Origin of the sequence: Labrys wisconsinensis (genome assembly GCF_030814995.1) — a bacterium.
Lineage (GTDB): Bacteria > Pseudomonadota > Alphaproteobacteria > Rhizobiales > Labraceae > Labrys > Labrys wisconsinensis.
This window is the reverse complement of sequence record NZ_JAUSVX010000001.1, coordinates 526,894-546,135: the sequence shown is the minus strand read 5'-3', so window position 1 is coordinate 546,135 and position 19,242 is coordinate 526,894. Positions and strand designations below refer to the sequence as shown.

The 19,242-nt window shown below is 70.3% G+C and carries 14 protein-coding genes; 8 read left to right on the top strand and 6 right to left on the bottom strand.

What is annotated here, in order from left to right:
* Window position 1 precedes the first annotated feature (1 nt).
* The 4 genes from QO011_RS02470 to QO011_RS02455 all read right to left on the bottom strand — a co-directional run bounded on the left by QO011_RS02470 (window position 2) and on the right by QO011_RS02455 (window position 6,032).
* Entirely contained in the window at window positions 2-1,615 is a 1,614-nt protein-coding gene (locus QO011_RS02470; protein ID WP_307267181.1) for an AMP-binding protein, read from the bottom strand.
* Window positions 1,616-1,626: 11 nt separating this feature from the next.
* Entirely contained in the window at window positions 1,627-2,286 is a 660-nt protein-coding gene (locus QO011_RS02465) for a CAP domain-containing protein (RefSeq protein ID WP_307267179.1), read from the bottom strand.
* 161 nt (window positions 2,287-2,447) lie between these two features.
* Window positions 2,448-4,877, bottom strand: a complete 2,430-nt coding sequence (locus QO011_RS02460) for a DUF3772 domain-containing protein (RefSeq protein ID WP_307267177.1) — start codon at window positions 4,875-4,877, stop codon at window positions 2,448-2,450.
* Window positions 4,878-5,096: 219 nt separating this feature from the next.
* Window positions 5,097-6,032 (bottom strand): AEC family transporter, encoded by a 936-nt coding sequence (locus QO011_RS02455; protein WP_307267175.1) that lies wholly within the window; start codon window positions 6,030-6,032, stop codon window positions 5,097-5,099.
* Window positions 6,033-6,192: 160 nt separating this feature from the next.
* Here QO011_RS02455 and QO011_RS02450 point away from each other — a divergent pair, with 160 nt between their 5' ends.
* Window positions 6,193-7,341 (top strand): ATP-binding protein, encoded by a 1,149-nt coding sequence (locus QO011_RS02450; RefSeq protein WP_307267172.1) that lies wholly within the window; start codon window positions 6,193-6,195, stop codon window positions 7,339-7,341.
* A gap of 27 nt (window positions 7,342-7,368) precedes the next feature.
* Here the strand turns inward: QO011_RS02450 and QO011_RS02445 are convergent, their stop codons facing one another.
* Window positions 7,369-8,268, bottom strand: a complete 900-nt coding sequence (locus QO011_RS02445) for a LysR family transcriptional regulator (protein WP_307267169.1) — start codon at window positions 8,266-8,268, stop codon at window positions 7,369-7,371.
* Between the two features lie 132 nt (window positions 8,269-8,400).
* Here QO011_RS02445 and QO011_RS02440 point away from each other — a divergent pair, with 132 nt between their 5' ends.
* On the top strand, window positions 8,401-8,676 hold the full coding sequence (locus QO011_RS02440; RefSeq protein WP_307267167.1) for a hypothetical protein: 276 nt from the start codon (window positions 8,401-8,403) through the stop codon (window positions 8,674-8,676).
* Between the two features lie 97 nt (window positions 8,677-8,773).
* On the opposite strand, the gene QO011_RS02435 is transcribed toward QO011_RS02440, so the two are convergent.
* A complete protein-coding gene (locus tag QO011_RS02435) occupies window positions 8,774-9,238 on the bottom strand; it encodes an MgtC/SapB family protein (RefSeq protein WP_307267164.1) in 465 nt (154 codons plus the stop codon).
* Window positions 9,239-9,395: 157 nt separating this feature from the next.
* On the opposite strand from QO011_RS02435, the gene pyc reads away from it, so the two are divergent.
* From pyc to QO011_RS02405, 6 genes are all read left to right on the top strand, one after another.
* On the top strand, window positions 9,396-12,857 hold the full coding sequence (gene pyc / locus QO011_RS02430) for a pyruvate carboxylase (protein WP_307267161.1): 3,462 nt from the start codon (window positions 9,396-9,398) through the stop codon (window positions 12,855-12,857).
* Between the two features lie 145 nt (window positions 12,858-13,002).
* The gene (locus QO011_RS02425; protein ID WP_307267159.1) at window positions 13,003-13,698 is read left to right on the top strand and encodes a helix-turn-helix transcriptional regulator; all 696 of its coding nucleotides are present in this window, start codon (window positions 13,003-13,005) and stop codon (window positions 13,696-13,698) included.
* Window positions 13,699-13,816: 118 nt separating this feature from the next.
* Window positions 13,817-14,683 carry a copper chaperone gene (locus QO011_RS02420; RefSeq protein WP_307267157.1) on the top strand — a complete coding sequence of 289 codons (867 nt, stop codon included), beginning with the start codon at window positions 13,817-13,819 and terminating at the stop codon, window positions 14,681-14,683.
* Between the two features lie 142 nt (window positions 14,684-14,825).
* Window positions 14,826-16,799 carry a primary-amine oxidase gene (locus QO011_RS02415; RefSeq protein ID WP_307267155.1) on the top strand — a complete coding sequence of 658 codons (1,974 nt, stop codon included), beginning with the start codon at window positions 14,826-14,828 and terminating at the stop codon, window positions 16,797-16,799.
* A 44-nt stretch (window positions 16,800-16,843) separates the two neighbouring features.
* Window positions 16,844-18,025, top strand: a complete 1,182-nt coding sequence (locus tag QO011_RS02410) for an ABC transporter substrate-binding protein (RefSeq protein WP_307267152.1) — start codon at window positions 16,844-16,846, stop codon at window positions 18,023-18,025.
* Between the two features lie 112 nt (window positions 18,026-18,137).
* On the top strand, window positions 18,138-19,241 hold the full coding sequence (locus tag QO011_RS02405; protein ID WP_307267150.1) for an ABC transporter ATP-binding protein: 1,104 nt from the start codon (window positions 18,138-18,140) through the stop codon (window positions 19,239-19,241).
* Window position 19,242: the final 1 nt, after the last annotated feature.

Sequence of the window (19,242 nt, the reverse complement as noted above, 5' to 3'; positions counted from 1 at the left end):
TTCAGCCCTGCTCGCGCAGGGCCCGGCGGATGATCTTGCCCGACGTCGTCAGCGGCAGCGCCGCGACATAGGCGACCTCGCGCGGATATTCGTGGGCGGAGAGGCGGGTGCGGACGAAGGCCTGGATCTCGGCGGTGAGGGCGTCCGACGGCGCGAAGCCGGATTTCAGCACCAGGAAGGCCTTGACGATCTCGGTGCGCAGCGCGTCGGGCCGGCCGATCGCCGCGGCATAGGCCACGGCGGGGTGGCGCATCAGGCAGTCCTCGATCTCGCCGGGGCCGATGCGATAGCCGGACGAGGTGATGATGTCGTCCTGGCGGCCGACGAAACGCACCATGCCGTCCGCCTCGCGCACCGCCTGGTCGCCTGTGGTCATCCAGTCGCCGACGAACTTGTCGGCGGTCGCCCGTGGATTGTTCCAGTAGGCGAGGAACATCACCGGATCCGGCCGGGCGACGGCGATCTCGCCGGGCTCGCCGGGCGCGCATTCCGTGCCGTCCGGGCGGATGACCGCGACGCGATGGCCGGGGACCGGGCGGCCGATGACGCCGGGCCGGGAGACGCCGAGGGTGGCCGAGGAGCCCAGCACCAGGTTGCACTCGGTCTGGCCGAACAACTCGTTGACGGGGAAGCCGAAGGCCTCCTGCGCCCAGGCATAGGTGTCGGGGCCGAGCGTCTCGCCGGCCGACATGATGCTGCGCAGCGGCAGGTCGTAGCGCGTGCCCGGCCGATGGGCCGCCTTGAGCATGCGCAGCGCCGTCGGCGGCAGGAAGGCGTTGCGCACCCCGAGCTCGCGCACCATCGCCAGCGCCTCCTCCGGCACGAAGCGGTCGTGCGGCCAGGCCACCACGGGCACGCCGAGCGACAGGCTCGGCAGCAGGGCGTTGAGCAGGCCGCCGGCCCAGGCCCAGTCGGCGGGCGTCCACATCAGGTCGTCGGGGCGCGGCAGGCCGTGATGGGCGAAGGTCACGCCCGGCAGGTGCCCGAGGACGACGCGGTGGCCGTGCACCGCGCCCTTGGGCTGGCCGGTGGTGCCGGAGGTGTAGATCATCATCGCCGGGTCGTCCGGCGCGGAGGCGACCGCCTCGAAATCCGGCGCCGCCCGGGAGAGCGCCTCGTGGTAGCCGAGCGCCTCGCCGTCCGGCCCGTCGACGCAGACGATGGCGGAGAGATGCGGCAGGCGGTCGCGCACGGTGCGCAGCTTGGCAAGGCCCGCGGCGTCCAGCACGATGGCCTTCGCCGCCGAGTCCGCCAGGCGGTAGTCGAGCGCGTCGGGGCCGAACAGCGCGGCGAGCGGCAGGGAGAGCGCGCCGAGCTTGGCGGCGGCGGCATGGGCGGCCACCACCTCCGGCGATTGCGGCAGCAGCACCGCCACCCGGTCGCCGGGGCCGACCCCCGCGGCGCGCAGCACGCCGGCCAGGCGGTTGGACGCGTCCCGCAGCATGCCATAGGAGACGCGCCGCAGCGTGCGGTCCGGCAGCCGATGCAGGATGGCGGGCCGTCCGGGATCGGCCGCTGCCCATTTGTCGCAGACGTCGACGCCGAAGTTGTAGCGGGCCGGAAGGTTCCAGCGGAACCCGTCATAGAGCTGGTCGTAGGTCGGGCGGGTTGCCATGGCGGGCGGGGTCAGCGGCCGAACAGCGCGTTGAACGGGGCGGCCAGCGCCCCGCCGACGCTGGCGCCGAGATCGGTCTGAACGACGCGCCGGCGCACCAGCGGGCCGGTCGGCAAGGTCGGCGTCGGGGGCGGCGGGTCGGAGGCGACGACCATGGCCCAATAAGTCTTGTAGCGGGTGTCCGGCGCCTTGGCCAAGGCGATGCCGAAGCGCGTCACCTTCGGCAGCAGCAGGTTTCGGTCGTGCGGCGGCGAGGTCTGCCAGCTTTCGAAGGCGGAGCCGAGGCTGAAATAGCCGGCGGCGATGTTCTCGGCCGCGGACACGGTGTCGACATGGGCGCCGTCGAGCCGGCTGGCGAAGCTGCCGGCGACGTCGTGCGACAAGACGCCCCTGGCCGCCATGGCGTCGGCCTGCTTCTGGGCGAGGGCGCCGAGGGTGGGGTCGAGGCGCACGGCGGCGAGGCCGCGGCTGGCGCGATAGCGCGTGAGCATGTCGCGCGCCGCCGCCGGGTCGAGGCGCACGGCGGCGACGTCGCCGCGGATCACCGGCTGGGGCCTCTGCGCCACCGGCGTCGAGCAGGCGGCGAGCGCGAGCAGCGCCGCCGTGAGGGCCAGGCGGGTGATCCGTGCCGGGGCGGCGGCGATGGACTGTCGAATGTCGGAACGTGCCAAGTGACCAGCTTCTCCGAAAGCGTCCGGCGCGGCCTGCCGCGAGCCCGGCGACGATGCGAGCGCAGCGCCTGATAGCACCATCCATTCCCGACGGGAATGCGGCTGACGCCCGGCTGCCCTGCGCTCACGGGCCCGGCGAAGCCGGCAGCGCCCTGGCGGGCTCAGCCCGGCTTCTCCGCCGCCTCGGCGCGCAGCCTGGCGGCGCCGACCGCCCCGAGCGCCTCATCCAGGCTGACCACCACCGGCGCCGGTGCGGCCGGGAGCTGCGCCGCGACGCGGATGCCCTTCGCGCGGAAGTTCTTGAGGATACGCAGATGCAGGTCGCTCTTGACGGCGGGCAGGGTCTCGACGCTCGTCACCACGGCGAAGAGCTCGAACTCCAGCGCGGCGCTGCCCAGCTTCGACAGGAACACCCGCGGCGGCGGCGTCGGCAGGATGCGCGGATCGTCCTCCGCCGCGGACAGCATGGCGGCCCGCACCGCGTCGACATCGGCATCGTAGCCGACGTCGATCGACACCCGCACCCGGCTCCAGGTGTTGCCGTAGACCCAGTTCTTCACCGAGCCGGTGATGAGCTGGGAATTGGGGATGATCAGCGTCGCCCGGTCATAGGTCTCGATCTCGGTGGCGCGCACGCTGATGCGGCGCACGAAGCCCTCTTCCCCGGCCACCGCGATGATGTCGCCGACCCGGATCGGGCGCTCGGCCAGCAGGATCAGGCCGGAGACGAAGTTGGAGACGATCGACTGCAGGCCGAAGCCGATGCCGACCGAGAGGGCACCGGCGACGATGGCGAAGTTCTGCAGGTTGAGCCCGATCTGGAACAGGCCGACGGCGCTCGCCAGGATCACGCCGGTATAGCCGATCATGGTGGCGATCGAGTTCTGCAGGCTGGCATCGAGCGTGGTGCGGGGCAGCAGCGTGTTGCGGATCCAGCCGCGCACCAGGGTCGTGGCGATCATCACCACGCTGAACAGGGTGATGGCGAGCAGGATCGACGAGATCGAGATGGTGATCTCGCCGACCTGGAAGCCGAAGAAGGCGTGCTCCATCACCGAGGCGAAATCGATGGAATAGGAGCCGAGCGGCACCACGAAGGTCGTCACCGCCGCGATCAGGATCAGCAGGCGCAGCACGCCCGAGAACAGCGTGGCGGCGAACGCGACGTTGCGGGGACTGACGCCGAGGGCGCTGGCGATGGCCCGGCCGAGCGATTCGTCGGTGGCGAGCCGGTCGGTGAGCACGGCGTCGACCAGCGTCATCAGGATATAGGCCAGCGCCGCCACGAACAGGGCGGCCAGCATCAGGATGACGATGAAGTTGGCGAGGGCGATATAGCCCGACAGGAGCCCGGCCACCGCGGCGGCGATCACCAGCCAGGTGAGGGGACGCAGGATATCGAGCTTGTTGCTCTCCTGGGCGCCCGGGATCGGCTCGCCGGATTCGGTCGTCGTCGGCGCGTCGCGCAGGCGCAGCAGCAGCTCGGCGCCGACGATGCAGAACAGCACGGAGAAGAGGCCGGTCGAGGCCACGGTCAGCGACACCGGCGCATAGGTGACCTTGCCCAGGCTCGGCAGCAGGATGTCGGCGCCGATGATGAAGGCGATCCAGCGCATGCGGCGGTGGATCTGGTCGACCGCCCAGTCGCTCAGCGGCAGCAGCCTGAGGTTCGGGCGCCCGACCGCCATCACGCCGACGGCGGTCGCGTCAAACACCGCCGGCACCAGCAGCGCCATGACGATCGGCACGCCGAAATCGACCAGGAGCTGCTCGGGAACCAGCTCTGCCACCTTGAGGGCGACCAGCGGGACCAGCGCCGCCATCGGCCAGCCCAGGACGGCGTGGACGATGTCGAGCAGGGCGTCGAGCGTGGCGGTGAAGCGGCGCGAGGCGCTCTGGCGTGCGGCGAGCCGGTTGCGCAGCCGCACGGCGCGGCCGCGCAGGAAGCGGCAGGCGAGGGCGCCGGCCAGGACGATCAGCACGGCGATGCCGATCGGTCCCGGCCCGGCATTGGCGCGGAAGGAGACCCAGATCTGCGACAGCGCCTGCGTCAGGTTGGCGACGGCCTGCGGCAGGTCCGAGGCGACCGTCGCCCAGAAGAACGGATCGAGGATGCTGGCGCTGCGCTGAAAGATCTGGCGGGCGAAATCGGTGCGCAACCGCTCGACGATGGTGTTGTTGAGCTGGTCGATGCGCACGATCTGCAGCTGGGCTTCCTTGGCCACGCCGTCGAGATCGCCGAAGAGCGTGTTCTCGCGGTCGCGCGCCGCGGTCACCTCGGCGCTTTCCGGCGGCTCGCCGGGCTTGGGCGGCGGTCCGAGCTTCTCCAGGCGCTGCTTGGACGCATCGCGCGGACCGATGACGCTGGCGAGGAGCGCGACCAGGGCGCTACGGGCCGGCTCCAGATTGCTGCGCTGCTGCTGCAGGGCGTCCTGGGAGAGGCTGGGCTGGGCGAGCGCTGCCTCGACCCGGTCGATCGCCGCCTTGGCGCCGGTCAGCTGCTCGCGCGGGGTGGAGTCGGGCTGCTGGGCCGCTGCCGGCCCGGCGGCGAGCAGCAGGGCGGCTAAGCAGAGCTTCGCGGATCGGAACACGCTTCCGATCCGCGAAGCTCTGCTTAGCCTCTGGGATTCTGCAGAATTTTCGAGACCGCCCCGCGGGCGGAGCTCGGAAATTCTGCTTAGGCCGGCCAGCACGAGGGCCGAGAGGGCGCAGGAGCGCCGTCCGGAGGTCCTGCGAAGCGTGCCGAGGCGGGAGAGCATGCGGAGAAGGGCCATGGCGTCGAAGCTATCCGAAAACCCGCGGCAGACCTATCACCTGGCGGCTCCGAGGAACACCAGCCAGGCCGAGACGGTGACGACGGCGAGGCCGGTGGAGAGGGATACCGCCGCCGAGGCGACCGCTTCGCCGGTGCGCATGCGCGTGGCGAAGAGGTAGACGTTGATGCCCGACGGACAGGCGGCGAAGAGCAGGCCGACCGCGGCCCAGACCGGCGGCAGCGCGAACACGTAGCGAGCGAGGACATAGACCAGGAGCGGGTGCAGCACCAGCTTGAGGACGGAGATGGCCAGCGCCGCCCGCCATTCGCCGCGGATGCCGTAACGGTCGAGGGCGATGCCCATGGCGATCAGCGAGCAGGGCGCGGCGGAGGCGGCCATCAGGTCGACCACGGTTTTCGCCGCCCCGACGGGCTGCAGGCCGGTCTGGCGGACGAGAAGACCGAGCCCGATGCCGATCAGGATCGGATGGGTGGCGATCGAACGGACGACGCGCAGGAGCGCCCGCCGTCCCGATCGCTCCTGCGGCCGGAGCGCCGAGCCTTCGAACAGCAGCGTCGCCACCGTCATCGTCACCGGCAGGTGGATGGCGAGCAGCAGCACCAGCGGCGCCGCGGCCGCCTCGCCCACGGCCTTGAGGATCAGCGGCACGCCGACCATCACCGTGTTGGCCTGGCCCGCGGCGAAGCCGAAGATGACGCCCTCCGCCTCGGAACGGCCCAAAAGCCGCCGCGCCAGCACGGTAGCGCTGGTCCATGCGGCGAAGACGCCGATGAAGTAGGCGGCCCAGTAGGCCCAGGGCAGGGCATCGGGCAGGTCCGCCTCGACGATGGTGCGGAACAGGAGGAAGGGAATGGCCAGGGCGAAGACATATTCGGCCAGCCCGTCGCCGCTGCGCTCGGTGACGAGCCGCGTCCGCGCCGCCAGGAATCCCATGCCGATCAGCCCGAAAACGGGAGCGACAACGGTCATGATTTCAAACATGATGGCTCGTCAAGGCGCGGGAGAGGCACATGCCGGCGCGGCCGGGAGGGTTGACGTGTCGTAACCAAATTTCGAGACTGACCGCAACGTGTTGTCCGCACTCAGGCCATAGCTTCGCGAGGCTGCCATCGCCGCGGAAGATCCCGAAATGCTCGCCAGGACCGCCATCGCCGCCTCGACCGGCGCGCTCGAGCAGGTGCAGGCCGAAGCCGCAGCCATGCGGCGGCGCCTGCGCGCGGCGGCGCACGAGATCCGCACGCCGCTGACCGGCGCCGCCACGATCGTCGACATCCTGGCGGTGAGCGAGCTCGCCTCCGGGCCGACGCGCGACTATGTGCTGCTGCTCAAGGACGCCGTCGCCCAGATCATCGCGGTGACCAACGACATCCTCGACCTCGGCCGGCTCGAGGCGGATCTCGGCCTCGGGACGCGCGAGGCCTTCTCGCCGGCGGACCTGGTCGCGGCGACGGCGGGCCTCGCCGAACCGCGCGCCCGCGCCAAGGGGCTGACGCTCGCCGTGGTGGCGGGCGGCCTGCCGGAGCGGGTGATCGGCCATCCCGTGATGGTCCGCCGCGCCTTGGAGAACCTGATCGACAATGCGGTGAAGCACACCGTCCAGGGCGGCATCACCGTCACCGCTGCTCTGGACGGGGGGCGCATGCTCGTCTCCGTCGCCGATACCGGCGCCGGCATCGAGCCGGAGGACCTGCCGCTGCTGTTCGAGCCCTATGCGCAGCTCGCCGGCGGGGTGCGCGCCGGCGGCACCGGCCTCGGGCTCGCCCTGGTCAGGAGCGCGATCGAACGGGTTGGCGGCACCGTCGAGGTCGAGAGCGCCGTCGGCCGGGGCACGGTGTTCCGCTTTGCGGTGCCGGTCGATCCCGCGCACGGCGTGCTGCCGGCGGTGAAGGCGACGGGCAGCGCCCGGCGCCCGCTCAGCATCCTGGTCGCCGAGGACAACCCGGTGAACCGCATCGTCACCGGCGCGATCCTGGGCGAGTTCGGCCACCGCGTCAGCTTTTCCGCCGACGGCCGCTCTGCCGTCGACGCGCTGCAGCGGCACGACTACGACCTGGTGCTGATGGATATCGAGATGCCGCATCTCGACGGCCCCTCGGCCCTGGCGGCGATCCGCGCCTTGCCGGGCGCGCGGGCAGGAACGCCTGTCGTGGCGCTCAGCGCCCGCGGCGCCGAGGCGCGGGACGAGGCGCTGGGCCAGGGCTTCGACGCCTATGTCGCCAAGCCGATCGATCCGGCGGCGCTGTTCGCCGCGATCGAGGAGAGCAGCCGCAAGGACTGAAGCGGGCGCTGCGGGGGGCGGAGAGCCTCAGGCCGGGGCGATGCCCCTGGCGGCAAAGCGCCGGGCCTCGGCGACCAGCGCCGCCACCAGCGGGGTCTGCGGCTCGCGGCGCGGCACCACCAGGCCGACGAGGTGGTGCACCTCGGGCTCGGCGATCGGAATCGAGCGCACCCGTTCGCCGACGCCGAGCGTCTCGACCAGGATCGAGGGCATGACGCTCGACCAGCGGCCGGTCCGGACATGGCTGAGCAGGACCTGCAGCGAGTTGGAGACCAGGGTCGGCGCCACCTCGGCCCCGGCGCCGCGCAGGAGCTGGTCGATGATGCGCCGGTTCTGCATGTCGGGCGTCAGCAGGCAGAGCGGCACCCGCCCGGCCTCGGCCCAGGTGATGCGCTCGCGCTTGCCGAACTCGCCGTCCGCGGCCGTGAGCAGGCGATAGCTCTCGCGGTAGAGCTCGACCGTGGCGACGCGGCCGAGCGGCTCGTTGTCGAGATAGCTGATGCCGGCGTCGATGGCGAGGTCCTCCAGCTCCTGCAGCACCTCGGCGGAGGTGCGCGACAGGATGGTGAAGGTGACGTTGGGATGGCGGGCGCGGTAGGGCGTGGTCAAGGCCGCGACCATGGAGAGGGCGGTGGGGATCGCCGAGATGGTGAGGTGGCCGTTGAGGCCTCGCTTCAGGGCGTCGACCTCCTGGCGCATGGCGCGGGCGTCGCCGACGATGCGGCGGGCCCAGTCCAGCACCCGCTCGCCCTCGGCCGTGAAGCCCTGGAAGCGCGAGCCGCGCGCCACCAGGAGGACGCCGAGCTCGCCCTCGAGCTGCTTCAGGCCGGCGGACAGGGTCGGCTGGGTGACGCCGCAGACCTCGGCCGCCCGGCCGAAATGGCGCTCGCGCGACAGGGCGATCAGGAATTCCAGCTTGTCGATCATCGGCTCCTCGCGGGTCGCCGGGACGGTCGGGGTGCCCTGTGCCAAGGCGCACGGCGGGGCGGCGGGCGCTGAGTAGAGTCGTCCCATCGATCGAGCGCAGCCGCGCCGGGATCAGACCAGAGGACGACCACGATGTTCAGGAAGCTCATCTCCGCCAGCCTCGTCGCAGCGACGCTCGCCGGCGCCACCCTCGCCACCACCGGCACGGCCGAAGCGGGCTGGGGCCGGGGCGGTGCCTTCGCCGCCGGCGCCATCGGCGGCCTGCTGCTCGGCGGCATCGCCGCCAACTCCTACTACAACAGCTACCGCCCGGCCTACTACTACGCGCCGGCCTGCTTCTGGCGCAGCCAGCGCGTCTATGACGCCTACTACGGCTACCATTGGGTTCGCGTGCGCATCTGCCGCTGAGCCCTCACCGGACGAGCCTCGGGACCCGTCGCGCCCGGACAAAGGTCCCGATGCCCGAGGAAGCCCCGCCCCCACGGCGGGGCTTCTGCGTTCGGGCTCAGTCGCGGGACGGGCCCGAGGCAGCCGCTTCATCCCGGTCGGCCCGGCCGCCGAACAGCCGCTCGACGCGCTCGCCGACCGCCAGCAGCACCACCGCGAGGACGACGCCGGTGCCGACCAGCAGCCAGGCGCCGGCGCCGGCGGCCGCGCCGAGCATCGCCGTCACCCAGGTCGCCGCCGCCGTGGTGAGGCCGCGCGGCACGTCCTCGTTGGTGCGGTGCAGGATCACGCCGGCGCCGAGGAAGCCGACGCCGGTCAGGATGCCCTGCACGGCCCGGCTCGCCGCATTGGCATCGGCCGCGCCCTGGAAGATCGCCACCGCGACCGCCGAGCCGAGGCCGACCAGGCCGAGGGTGCGCATGCCCACGCCCCGGCGGTGGCGGACGCGGTTGAGGCCGATCAGCATGCCCGCCAGCATGCCCACCACCAGGCGGGCGACGAGATCCAGAGGGGCGTCGGTCATGCTTCCTCCTTGGGGCGCGGCGGCATCTCGTCACGTATCGGGCCGGGACGCAATCGTCCACCATCGTCGGGAGGGCTCGCCGCTCCGGCGCGGCGGTTGCGCCCGTCGCGGCATTGCAACATAAGTCGGTCTGCGTCTCCCACAGTCCCGAGCACCCATGCGCCCACCCTTCCGCCGCCTGCTCGTCGCCAACCGCTCCGAAATCGCCATCCGCGTCTTCCGTGCTGCAACAGAGCTCGGCATCTCGACCATCGCGGTCTATGCGGAGGAGGACAAGCTGTCGCTCCACCGCTTCAAGGCGGACGAGGCCTATCAGATCGGCAAGGGCAAGGGGCCGGTGGAGGCCTATCTCTCGATCGACGAGGTGATCCGGGTCGCCAAGGACGCCAGGGCCGACGCCATCCATCCCGGCTACGGCCTGCTTTCGGAGAGCCCGGAATTCGCCGAGGCCTGCGCCGCGGCCGGCGTCGTCTTCATCGGGCCCTCGCCCAAGACGCTGCGCACGCTCGGCAACAAGGTCGATGCGCGCAACCTCGCCGTTTCCGTCGGCGTGCCCGTCATGCCGGCGACCGAGCCGCTGCCCGACGATCCGGAGGCGATCAAGCGGGCGGCGCTGGCGGTCGGCTATCCCGTGATGCTGAAGGCGTCCTGGGGCGGCGGCGGGCGCGGCATGCGGCCGATCGAGAGCGAGGACAAGCTGCTCGATTCGGTGATGACCGCCAGGCGCGAAGCCAAGGCGGCCTTCGGCAAGGACGAGGTCTATCTGGAAAAGCTGGTGCGCCGCGCCCGGCATGTCGAGGTGCAGATCCTCGGCGACAAGCACGGCACGCTGGTGCATCTCTTCGAGCGCGACTGTTCGATCCAGCGCCGCAACCAGAAGGTGATCGAGCGGGCGCCCGCCCCCTATCTCGACCCGGACACCCGCCGGCAGCTCTGCGAGGCGGCGCTGAAGATCGGGCGCGGCACCGACTATGCCGGCGCCGGCACGGTCGAGTTCCTGATGGATGCCGATACCGGCAAGTTCTACTTCATCGAGGTCAACCCGCGCGTCCAGGTCGAGCACACGGTGACGGAGGTCGTCACCGACCTCGACATCGTCAAGGCGCAGATCCGCATCGCCGAGGGCGGGCGCATCGGCAAGCAGCTCGCCGATGGCGCCTACGAGACCGGCATCCCGCCGCAGGCGGAGATCTTCACCCGCGGCCATGCGCTGCAATGCCGCCTGACCACCGAGAATCCGGAGAACAACTTCATCCCGGACTATGGCCGCATCACCGCCTATCGCGGCGCCATGGGCTTCGGCATCCGCATCGACGGCGGCACGGCCTATTCCGGCGCGGTGGTGACGCGCTGGTACGACCCGCTCCTGGAGAAGGTGACGGCCTGGGCCAACACGCCGGCCGAGGCGATCGCCCGCATGGACCGGGCGCTGCGCGAATATCGCATCCGGGGCGTGGCCACCAACCTGCCCTTCCTGGAGGCGGTGCTGAAGCATCCGAAGTTCCGGGCCAACGAGTACACCACCCGCTTCATCGACGAGACGCCGGAGCTGTTCCAGTTCGCCAAGCGGCGCGACCGGGCGACCAAGCTCCTGACCTATATCGCCGACGTCACCGTCAACGGCCATCCCGAGGCGCGCGGCCGCACCCGCCCGCCGGCCGAGGCGCGCACGCCGGTCGCCCCGGTGTTCGCCGGCGAGCTGCAGCCGGGCACCAAGCAGCGGCTCGACGCGCTTGGGCCGGAGAAGTTCGCGGCCTGGCTGCGCGACGAGGCGCGGGTGCTGATCACCGACACCACCATGCGCGACGCTCACCAGTCGCTGCTGGCGACGCGCATGCGCACCCATGACATTGCCGGCGTCGCCGGCGCCTATGCCAGGGGCGTGCCGCAGCTCCTGTCGTTGGAGTGCTGGGGCGGCGCGACGTTCGACGTCGCCATGCGCTTCCTCAACGAGGACCCGTGGGAGCGCCTGGCGCTCATTCGCGAGCGGGCGCCGAACCTCTTGACACAGATGCTGCTGCGCGGGGCGAACGGCGTCGGCTACACCAACTATCCCGACAATGTGGTGAAGCACTTCGTCGCCCGCGCCGCCGCCGCGGGCATGGACCTCTTCCGCGTCTTCGACTGCCTCAACTGGGTGGAGAACATGCGCGTCGCCATCGACGCGGTGCTCGAGGCCGGCAAGCTGGCGGAAGGGGCGATCTGCTACACCGGCGACATCTTCGATCCCGCCCGGGCCAAGTACGACCTCGCCTATTACGTCGAGACGGCCAGGGCGCTGGAGAAGGCGGGCTGCCACATCCTGTGCATCAAGGACATGGCCGGGCTGCTCAAGCCGGCGCAGGCGCGCGCCCTCGTCGGCGCCCTGAAGCGCGAGGTCGGCCTTCCCATCCACCTGCACACCCACGACACCTCGGGCATATCGGGGGCCACGGTGCTGGCGGCGATCGAGGCGGGGGTCGACGCGGTCGACGCGGCGATGGATGCGATGTCCGGCACCACGTCGCAGCCCTGCCTCGGCTCGATCGTCGAGGCGCTGCGCCATACCGGGCGCGACACCGGCCTCGATCCCGAGGCGATCCGGCGCATCTCGTTCTACTGGGAAGCGGTGCGCACCCAATATGCCGCCTTCGAGAGCGACCTCAAGGCCGGCGCCTCCGAGGTCTATCTGCACGAGATGCCGGGCGGGCAGTTCACCAACCTGAAGGAGCAGGCGCGCTCGCTCGGGCTCGACAGCCGCTGGCACGAGGTGGCCAAGGCCTATCGCGCCGCCAACGACATGTTCGGCGACATCGTCAAGGTGACGCCCTCCTCCAAGGTGGTGGGCGACATGGCGCTGATGATGGTGGCGCAGGGCCTGACGCCGGAGGACGTGGTCGACCCCAGGCGCGACGTCGCCTTTCCCGGCTCGGTGGTGGAGATGCTGCACGGCGACCTCGGCCAGCCGACGGGCGGCTGGCCCAAGGGGCTGCAGGCCAAGGTGCTGAAGGGCGAGGCGCCGATCACCGTGCGTCCGGGCTCGCTGCTGGCCGCGGCCGACCTCGGCAAGGCCAGGGCCGAGGCCGAGGGCAAGATCGGGCGGGCGATCGACGAGAACGAGCTCGCCTCCTACCTGATGTATCCCAAGGTCTTCATCGAATATGCCGGGGCCATGCGCAAATACGGGCCGGTCTCGGCCCTGACGACGCCGGTGTTCTTCTATGGCATGACGCCCGGGGACGAGCTCACCATCGAGATCGAGCGCGGCAAGGCGCTGCTCATCCGCCTCCTGACCCTGGGCGAGACCGACGACGAGGGCCAGGTCCGTGTCTTCTTCGAGCTCAACGGCCAGCAGCGCATCATCCGCGTGCCCAACCGCTCGGTCGTCGCCAAGGTCCAGGCCCGCCGCAAGGCGGACGAGGGCAACGAGGCCCATGTCGCCGCGCCGATGCCCGGCGCCGTCTCGACGGTGGCGGTCAAGGCCGGCCAGCCGGTGAAGACCGGCGACGTGCTGCTCACCATCGAGGCGATGAAGATGGAAACGGCCCTGCACGCCGCCCGGGACGGCACGGTGTCGGAGGTGCTGGTGACGCCGGGCGCCCAGATCGACGCCAAGGACCTCCTGGTGGTGCTGGGGTAGGGCGCGGGAGCGCTCTTCGCGCCCGATCCCCAGCGCGCCCGCGCGCCGAGCGGGCGACGTCGGCCGTCGTTCAAGCGAGCGGGCACGCCCCGGCACGAATATTGCTGCCGGAAAGCCTCAGCGTCCTTCAGGCTGGGAGGGGCCCATGGCTTCGAGCGAGCTTCGGAAAAGGCAATTCATCGAGACGACATTCCAATTGCTGAACGGCGCCCTGGAGGCGAGCCGCCTCGTCTTCTATTCCGTCGATCGCGAGCACAACCTGCACAATTTCGTCTGCTCGCGCGTTCCCGCGGACTTCATCCGCATCTATGTCCGGGAAATGCATGCCGTGGATCCGCTGCATGTCCGCCGTCTGCGCTCGCCGGACGAGCGCGTGGTGCGGATGGACCGGGCCTCCAGGGACATGCCGCTGCAGGAGGTGCGGGAATACGAGACCTTTCTGCGGCGCTTCGACGTCGTCGACAATATCGACTTCATCTTCCACCATGACGACGAGATCAAAGCCGGCCTCAGCGTGATGTGGACGTCCAGGGATCCGCGCCCGACGCCGGTGCTGTTCCGGCTGGCCGACGAGCTGCAGCGCTATATCGAGTTCAACATGTCGGACCACATGGCGCCGAGCCGGGATGATCGCGCCGCGAGGGCGGCCCGCATGTTCCATCTCACCCGGCGGGAGGCCGAGGTCGCGGGGCTGCTGTGCTGCGGGCGGACCAATGCCGACATCGCCGCCTGCCTCGGCATCGGCCTTGCCACCGTCAAGACGCATCTGATCCACATCTTCGAGAAGACCGGCGTGGAGAACCGCTCCGGCCTGGTGGCCCGCCTGGCGGCGCCGCACTGAAAGGCTGGCGGCCGGTCCACCGGATGGTGGATTGCCGGGCCGGCGCCGGAAGCCGAACGTCGCGGGCATGACCTTGCCCGATGCTCCATCCGCGGAAATGCCTTCGCAGGCAGCGGCGATGCCCAAGTTTCGAGCGGCGGAGCCGTCATGCCTGCGCCGTGCTCCGCCGTTCCGGGGCGGGGTTTCGCCGGATCTGCCGGCGGCGGCGCGACGCGGCCTCTCCCTGGCCGTGCCTGCCGCCGTGACCATCGCGGGATGGCTGGCGGTCACGGTCATGCTGCACGAGGCATGGACGGGTGGGGCCTGGGCGAGCCTCGGGCCCGTGTCCCGCCTGATCGAGCCCGACGAGCGGCTGCGCGCTCTCGTCCTGTCCCTGTGCCGGTCGCCCGGGGATGCCTCGCCCTGGCACGCCTGGGGAGCCGGCCTCGCCATGTGGGCGGCCATGGTCGCGGCCGTCATGCTGCCCTGCGCGACGCCGGGCTGGCGCGCCCTGCTTCGTCGGGAGAGGGCGACCGACGGCCTGACATTTTTAGCCGGCTACTGTCTGCTCTGGATCGCCCTCGGCGCCGTCGTCGTCACCGTCGAGGCGGGCCTGCGTGCCCTCATGCCGGAGGCCGTCACCGGCATTGGGGCGGCGCTGGCGCCGGCCGCACTGGCGATCGCCGGCCTCTACCAGTTCACCGCGGCCAAGGCGGCGGCCCTGGCGGCGACCGGGTTCGCCCGTCCCTGCACCATCGGGACCGGAGACGGGCGCGGCGCTTGCCTGGGCGATGGGCTCGCCTATGGCCGGCGCTGCCTCGCTTCGAACGGCGTCCTGATGGCGCTGATGCCGGTGCTCGGCATGACCGCCGCCGCGGCGATGCCGGCGCTCGCCGTGGCCATGGCGATCGAGAAGGCCGTGCCGGGGAAGACGACGGCCCGCATCGTCGGTCTCGCCCTGCTCGTCCTGGCCTGCGGGTCCTGGCTGGCCGGCCCGCCGCGCTGACGCCCCGCATCAACCGAACGGTGGATTGCTGGCCCTCGATGTTTCCCGATGATGGGCCCGATGGTGCCCGGTCGCGGTGCGCGGGCAACCGGGATTGCCTCTTGCCTGCCTGGCATGGGCCCTGAAGGAGCGGATCAACGCCATGCTACGCCTCGAGGAGCAGCCGACCGCCGGTCCCGTCGTCGGAGACGAGCATCCCCTCGATCCCCTGAATGCCGCCGAGATCACCAGGACCGCGGCGGTGCTGCGCGAGCATTTCAAGCTCGGGGACGAGCTGCGTTTCGAGACGATCGAACTTGCCGAGCCGGCGAAGGAGGTGGTGCGCCGGCACGTGCGGGGCGCGCCGATCGAGCGCGTCGCCCGTTTCACCGTCTACAGGCGGGGCCACCGGGGCGTATGGACCGGGCGCGTCGACCTCCGCCTCGGCAGGGTGGCCGGCGTCGAGGCCCTGCCCGAGGCGCGCCCGATGATCTCGCCGGAGGAGTTCCTGCTGATCGAAACGGCGGCGAAGGCCGATCCGCGCTTCCAGGCCGCCCTGGCGCGGCGCGGCATCGACCGGCTCGACCTCGTCTGCGTCGATCCGTGGTCGGCCGGCAATTTCGGGGTCCCGGGCGAGGAGAACCGCCGCCTCGCCCACACCTTCGTCTGGATGCGCCTGTTCGAGCTGGACAATTACTATGCCCATCCCGTGGAGGGCATCAATGTCGTCGTCGACGTCGACACGCTGGAGGTGCTGCGGGTCGACGATCATGCCGGCGCCGATCCCGTGCCGGTGCCCCCGACGCCGGTCAACTATGATTGCGCCCTGCTGACCGACTATCGCAAGCCGTCGGCGCCGCTCGACGTCGTCCAGCCGGCGGGGCCGGGCTTCACCGTCGAAGGCAACAAGGTCACCTGGGAGAACTGGGATTTCCGGGTCGGCTTCAACGGCCGCGAGGGACTGGTGCTGCAGTCGCTGGGCTATACCCTCGGCGCCAGGCGCCGGCCGATCCTCTACCGCGCCTCCCTTGCCGAGATGGTCGTGCCCTATGGCACGCCGGACGAGCCGCACTATCGCAAGAACGTCTTCGACAGCGGCGAATATGGTTTCGGCAAGCTCGCCAACTCGCTGTCGCTCGGCTGCGATTGCCTCGGACACATCCATTATTTCGACGTCTGCCTGCCGGACCTCCTCGGCAATCCGCGCCGCATCGAGAACGCCATCTGCCTGCACGAGGAGGATGCGGGCCTCGCCTGGAAGCATTTCGACTTCCGCAGCGAACGCACCGAGGTGCGCCGCCTGCGCCGGCTCGTGCTGTCCTCGATCACCACGGTCGGGAACTACGAATATGCCTCCTACTGGTACCTCTACCAGGACGGGCGCATCGAGTTCGAGATGAAGGCGACCGGCATCATCAACACCGCCGCCTGCATGCCCGGCACGCCCCAGACCTACGGCACCGAGGTCGCGCCCGGCCTGGTCGGCCACAACCACCAGCACGTGTTCTGCGCCAGGCTCGACATGGAGGTCGACGGCCCCGGCAACACGGTGGTCGAGTGCGACACCGTCGCCCCGCCCCTTGGTCCCGGCAACCCGATGGGCAATGCCTTCCACGTCGTGGAGACGCCGCTCGCCACCGAGCTGGCGGCGCGGCGCTGCGTCGATTTCTCCAGGATGCGCTACTGGAAGGTGATCAACCCCACCGTCACGAACCGGGTCGGCAAGCCGACCGCCTACAAGCTCGAGACGCAGTCGGCGGTGCAGGCCTTCACCCATCCGGACGGGCCTTCGGGCCGGCGGGCCGGCTTCATCCACAACCATCTGTGGGTGACGCCGTTCTCTGCGGAGGAGCGGTTCCCGGCCGGCGAGTTCATGAACCATTCCACCGGCGAGGACGGCCTGCCGGCCTGGACGGCGCAGGACCGGCCGGTGGCCAACGCCGACATCGTGCTGTGGCACAGCTTCGGCCTGCACCATATGCCGCGGCCCGAGGACCATCCGGTGCAGCCCTGCGTCTTCTGCGGCTTCAAGCTGATGCCGCTCGGCTTCTTCGACCAGAATCCGGTGATCGACCTGCCGCCCGACGTCAACCGGGCGAGCCGATCCACCGCCGGCGCCTGCTGCCATCACGCCTGACGTGAGGACCATGCGTCCATGACAGCCTCCAGAGGATCCCGCCGATGAAACGCAAGACCCTGCTGCAGTCCTTCAGCCAGTCCCGCCGCGACTTCCTCGGGCAGGCCGCCGCGCTCTCCGCCGGCATCGCCGCCGCCGGCCTGATGCCGGGCGCCGCCCGGGCGGCACGCGATGCGGAGATGAACATCTTCTGCTGGGAGGGCTACAATTCCGACAAGGTGCTGGATCCGTTCCGCCGCGAGTTCAACTGCACCGTCAAGGCGCAGGGCCTGATCTCCGATCCCGACGCCGTCAACAAGCTGCGCGCCGGCGAGACCAAGACCTGGGACATCATCAACCTCAACAATGCCTGGGGGCGCCGGCAGCTCTTCCCGGAAAAGCTGATCAAGCCGCTCGACGAGGCCCGTTTCCGGCCGCTCTGGGAGATGATGCTGCCGGAGTTCAAATGGCCCTATCACTGGGCCATGTCCGACGACGGCCAGCACCTGCTCGGCATGATCCAGCGTTACGGCCCCTCCGGCGTCCTGGTCAACACCGACAAGGTCTCGAAGAAGACCATGGCGGACGAGGGCTACGACCTGATGCTGTCGGACGCGTTCAAGGGCAAATATGCGGTGCTGATGTATGACGACTGGGTGATCATGCACACGGCGATGGCCGCCGGCTTCAGCCCGTTCAAGCCGCTTTCGGACGCCGAGATCGGCACGTTCGAGGCGCTGATGCGCCGGGTGATCAACAACGCCGCCTTCCTCAGCGACGACATGAACGCCATCGCGCTCGGCATGATCAACGGCTCGATCATCGGCAGCTTCCCCGGCAGCGTCTACACGGTGTCGGCGGCCCGCTTCGACGGCAACAAGAACCTGAGCTGCGTCATCCCGAACAAGGGGCCGGCCGATACCGGCGGCAAGGCGGGCGTGTGCTGGATGGAGCTGACCTCCACCGTGAACAATCCGGAGCTGTCGCCCCGGGCCGCCGATTTCCTCGAATATTGCTACCGGCCCGAGACCTGCAAGCGGGTGTCCTTCGCCGAGGGCACCTACAATCCGGTGGCCCAGATGGGCGACAAGCGGGTCATGGCGCTCTACACCGCCGAGGAGCTCGACGCCATCCAGTACGACACGCTGGCCGAGGACATGGCCCATTGCGCCGACTTCGACGTCATCCCGAGCTACCCGAAGCTGCACGACATCTTCTCGGCCGCGGTGCGCGAGCGCAAGGCCTGACGCCTTGCCCGGCCGTGCGAGCCTCGGCCCGCGCGGTTGCCATGGCCACCAGGTCCGGCGGGGCGGACACGGCGTGCCGGACCCATCTGCAACCCCACAGGGCCGACGACGAATGGCAGCCACGAGCACGTGTGAACCCGCCCAGCCGATCCTCCAGCTTCGCGGCGTCGACAAGCTCTTCAACGACTTCCCGGCCGTCGACCGCATCAATCTCGACATCTACGAAGGCGAGTTCTTCACCATCGTCGGGCCGTCGGGCAGCGGCAAGACCACGATGGTGCGCATGCTGGTCGGCATGGACAAGCCGACGAACGGCGACATCCTGCTGCGCGGGACCCGCATCAACGACGTCCCCGCCAACAAGCGGCCGACCTGCATGGTGTTCCAGTCGCTGGCGCTGTTTCCCCACCGCACCGTCGGGCAGAACATCGAGTTTCCGCTGAAGATCAAGGGCGTGGCGCCCGACCGGCGCAAGGCGCGGGCGCTGGAGCTGATGGCCCAGCTCCGCCTGCCGGAGAGCTATTACGGCAAGGGCGTGCTGCAATGCTCGGGCGGCGAGCGCCAGCGCGTGGCGCTGGCCCGGGCGCTCGCCTTCGATCCCGACATCCTGTTCTTCGACGAGCCCTTGTCGGCGCTCGATTACCGCCTGCGCAAGCTCCTGGAGAAGGAGCTCAAGGACATCCATCGCGAGACCGGCAAGACCTTCGTCTACATCACCCATTCGCTCGAGGAGGCGATGGTGATGTCGGACCGCATCGGCGTCATGAACAAGGGCCGCTTCGTGCAGATCGGCACGCCGCACGACATTTACGGCAGCCCGCACAACCGGTTCGTCTCCGAGTTCATGGGCGAGGTGAACGTCGTCGAGGTGCGGCGCAGGGAGGACGGCGCGCTGGTCGACGAAGCGTCGGGCCAGGCGTACCGCACGCCGGGCGTCGCCGGCGAGTTCGAGGCCGGCACGCTGGTCGTGCGCCCGGAGGATGTCCGCTTCGTGCAGGCGGGCGCGCCGGCCGACAATCAGATGTCCGGCACCCTCTACAACGAATATCTCCTGGGCTCGCGCGTCCAGTACCAGGTCAGGGTCGGGGAGGCCCAGGTCTTCCTGGTCGAGAAGCTGCGCGAGCAGCGCTTCGAGGGAAGGCTGGGAGATCCGGTCGTCATCGGCTGGGACGCCAAGGACTCGATGATCTTCCCGACCAACCGGCTGCAGCAATAGC

Excerpts from the sequence above, each read along its gene's own strand:
- QO011_RS02440 (WP_307267167.1), top strand. The coding sequence starts at position 8,401 with ATGTTCAGGAAGCTCATCTCCGCCAGCCTCGTCGCAGCGACGCTCGCC.
- QO011_RS02405 (WP_307267150.1), top strand. The coding sequence starts at position 18,138 with ATGGCAGCCACGAGCACGTGTGAACCCGCCCAGCCGATCCTCCAGCTT.
- QO011_RS02445 (WP_307267169.1), bottom strand. The coding sequence starts at position 8,268 with ATGATCGACAAGCTGGAATTCCTGATCGCCCTGTCGCGCGAGCGCCAT.
- pyc (WP_307267161.1), top strand. The coding sequence starts at position 9,396 with ATGCGCCCACCCTTCCGCCGCCTGCTCGTCGCCAACCGCTCCGAAATC.
- QO011_RS02425 (WP_307267159.1), top strand. The coding sequence starts at position 13,003 with ATGGCTTCGAGCGAGCTTCGGAAAAGGCAATTCATCGAGACGACATTC.
- QO011_RS02410 (WP_307267152.1), top strand. The coding sequence starts at position 16,844 with ATGAAACGCAAGACCCTGCTGCAGTCCTTCAGCCAGTCCCGCCGCGAC.
- QO011_RS02470 (WP_307267181.1), bottom strand. The coding sequence starts at position 1,615 with ATGGCAACCCGCCCGACCTACGACCAGCTCTATGACGGGTTCCGCTGG.
- QO011_RS02420 (WP_307267157.1), top strand. The coding sequence starts at position 13,817 with ATGCCCAAGTTTCGAGCGGCGGAGCCGTCATGCCTGCGCCGTGCTCCG.
- QO011_RS02435 (WP_307267164.1), bottom strand. The coding sequence starts at position 9,238 with ATGACCGACGCCCCTCTGGATCTCGTCGCCCGCCTGGTGGTGGGCATG.
- QO011_RS02455 (WP_307267175.1), bottom strand. The coding sequence starts at position 6,032 with ATGACCGTTGTCGCTCCCGTTTTCGGGCTGATCGGCATGGGATTCCTG.
- QO011_RS02415 (WP_307267155.1), top strand. The coding sequence starts at position 14,826 with ATGCTACGCCTCGAGGAGCAGCCGACCGCCGGTCCCGTCGTCGGAGAC.
- QO011_RS02450 (WP_307267172.1), top strand. The coding sequence starts at position 6,193 with ATGCTCGCCAGGACCGCCATCGCCGCCTCGACCGGCGCGCTCGAGCAG.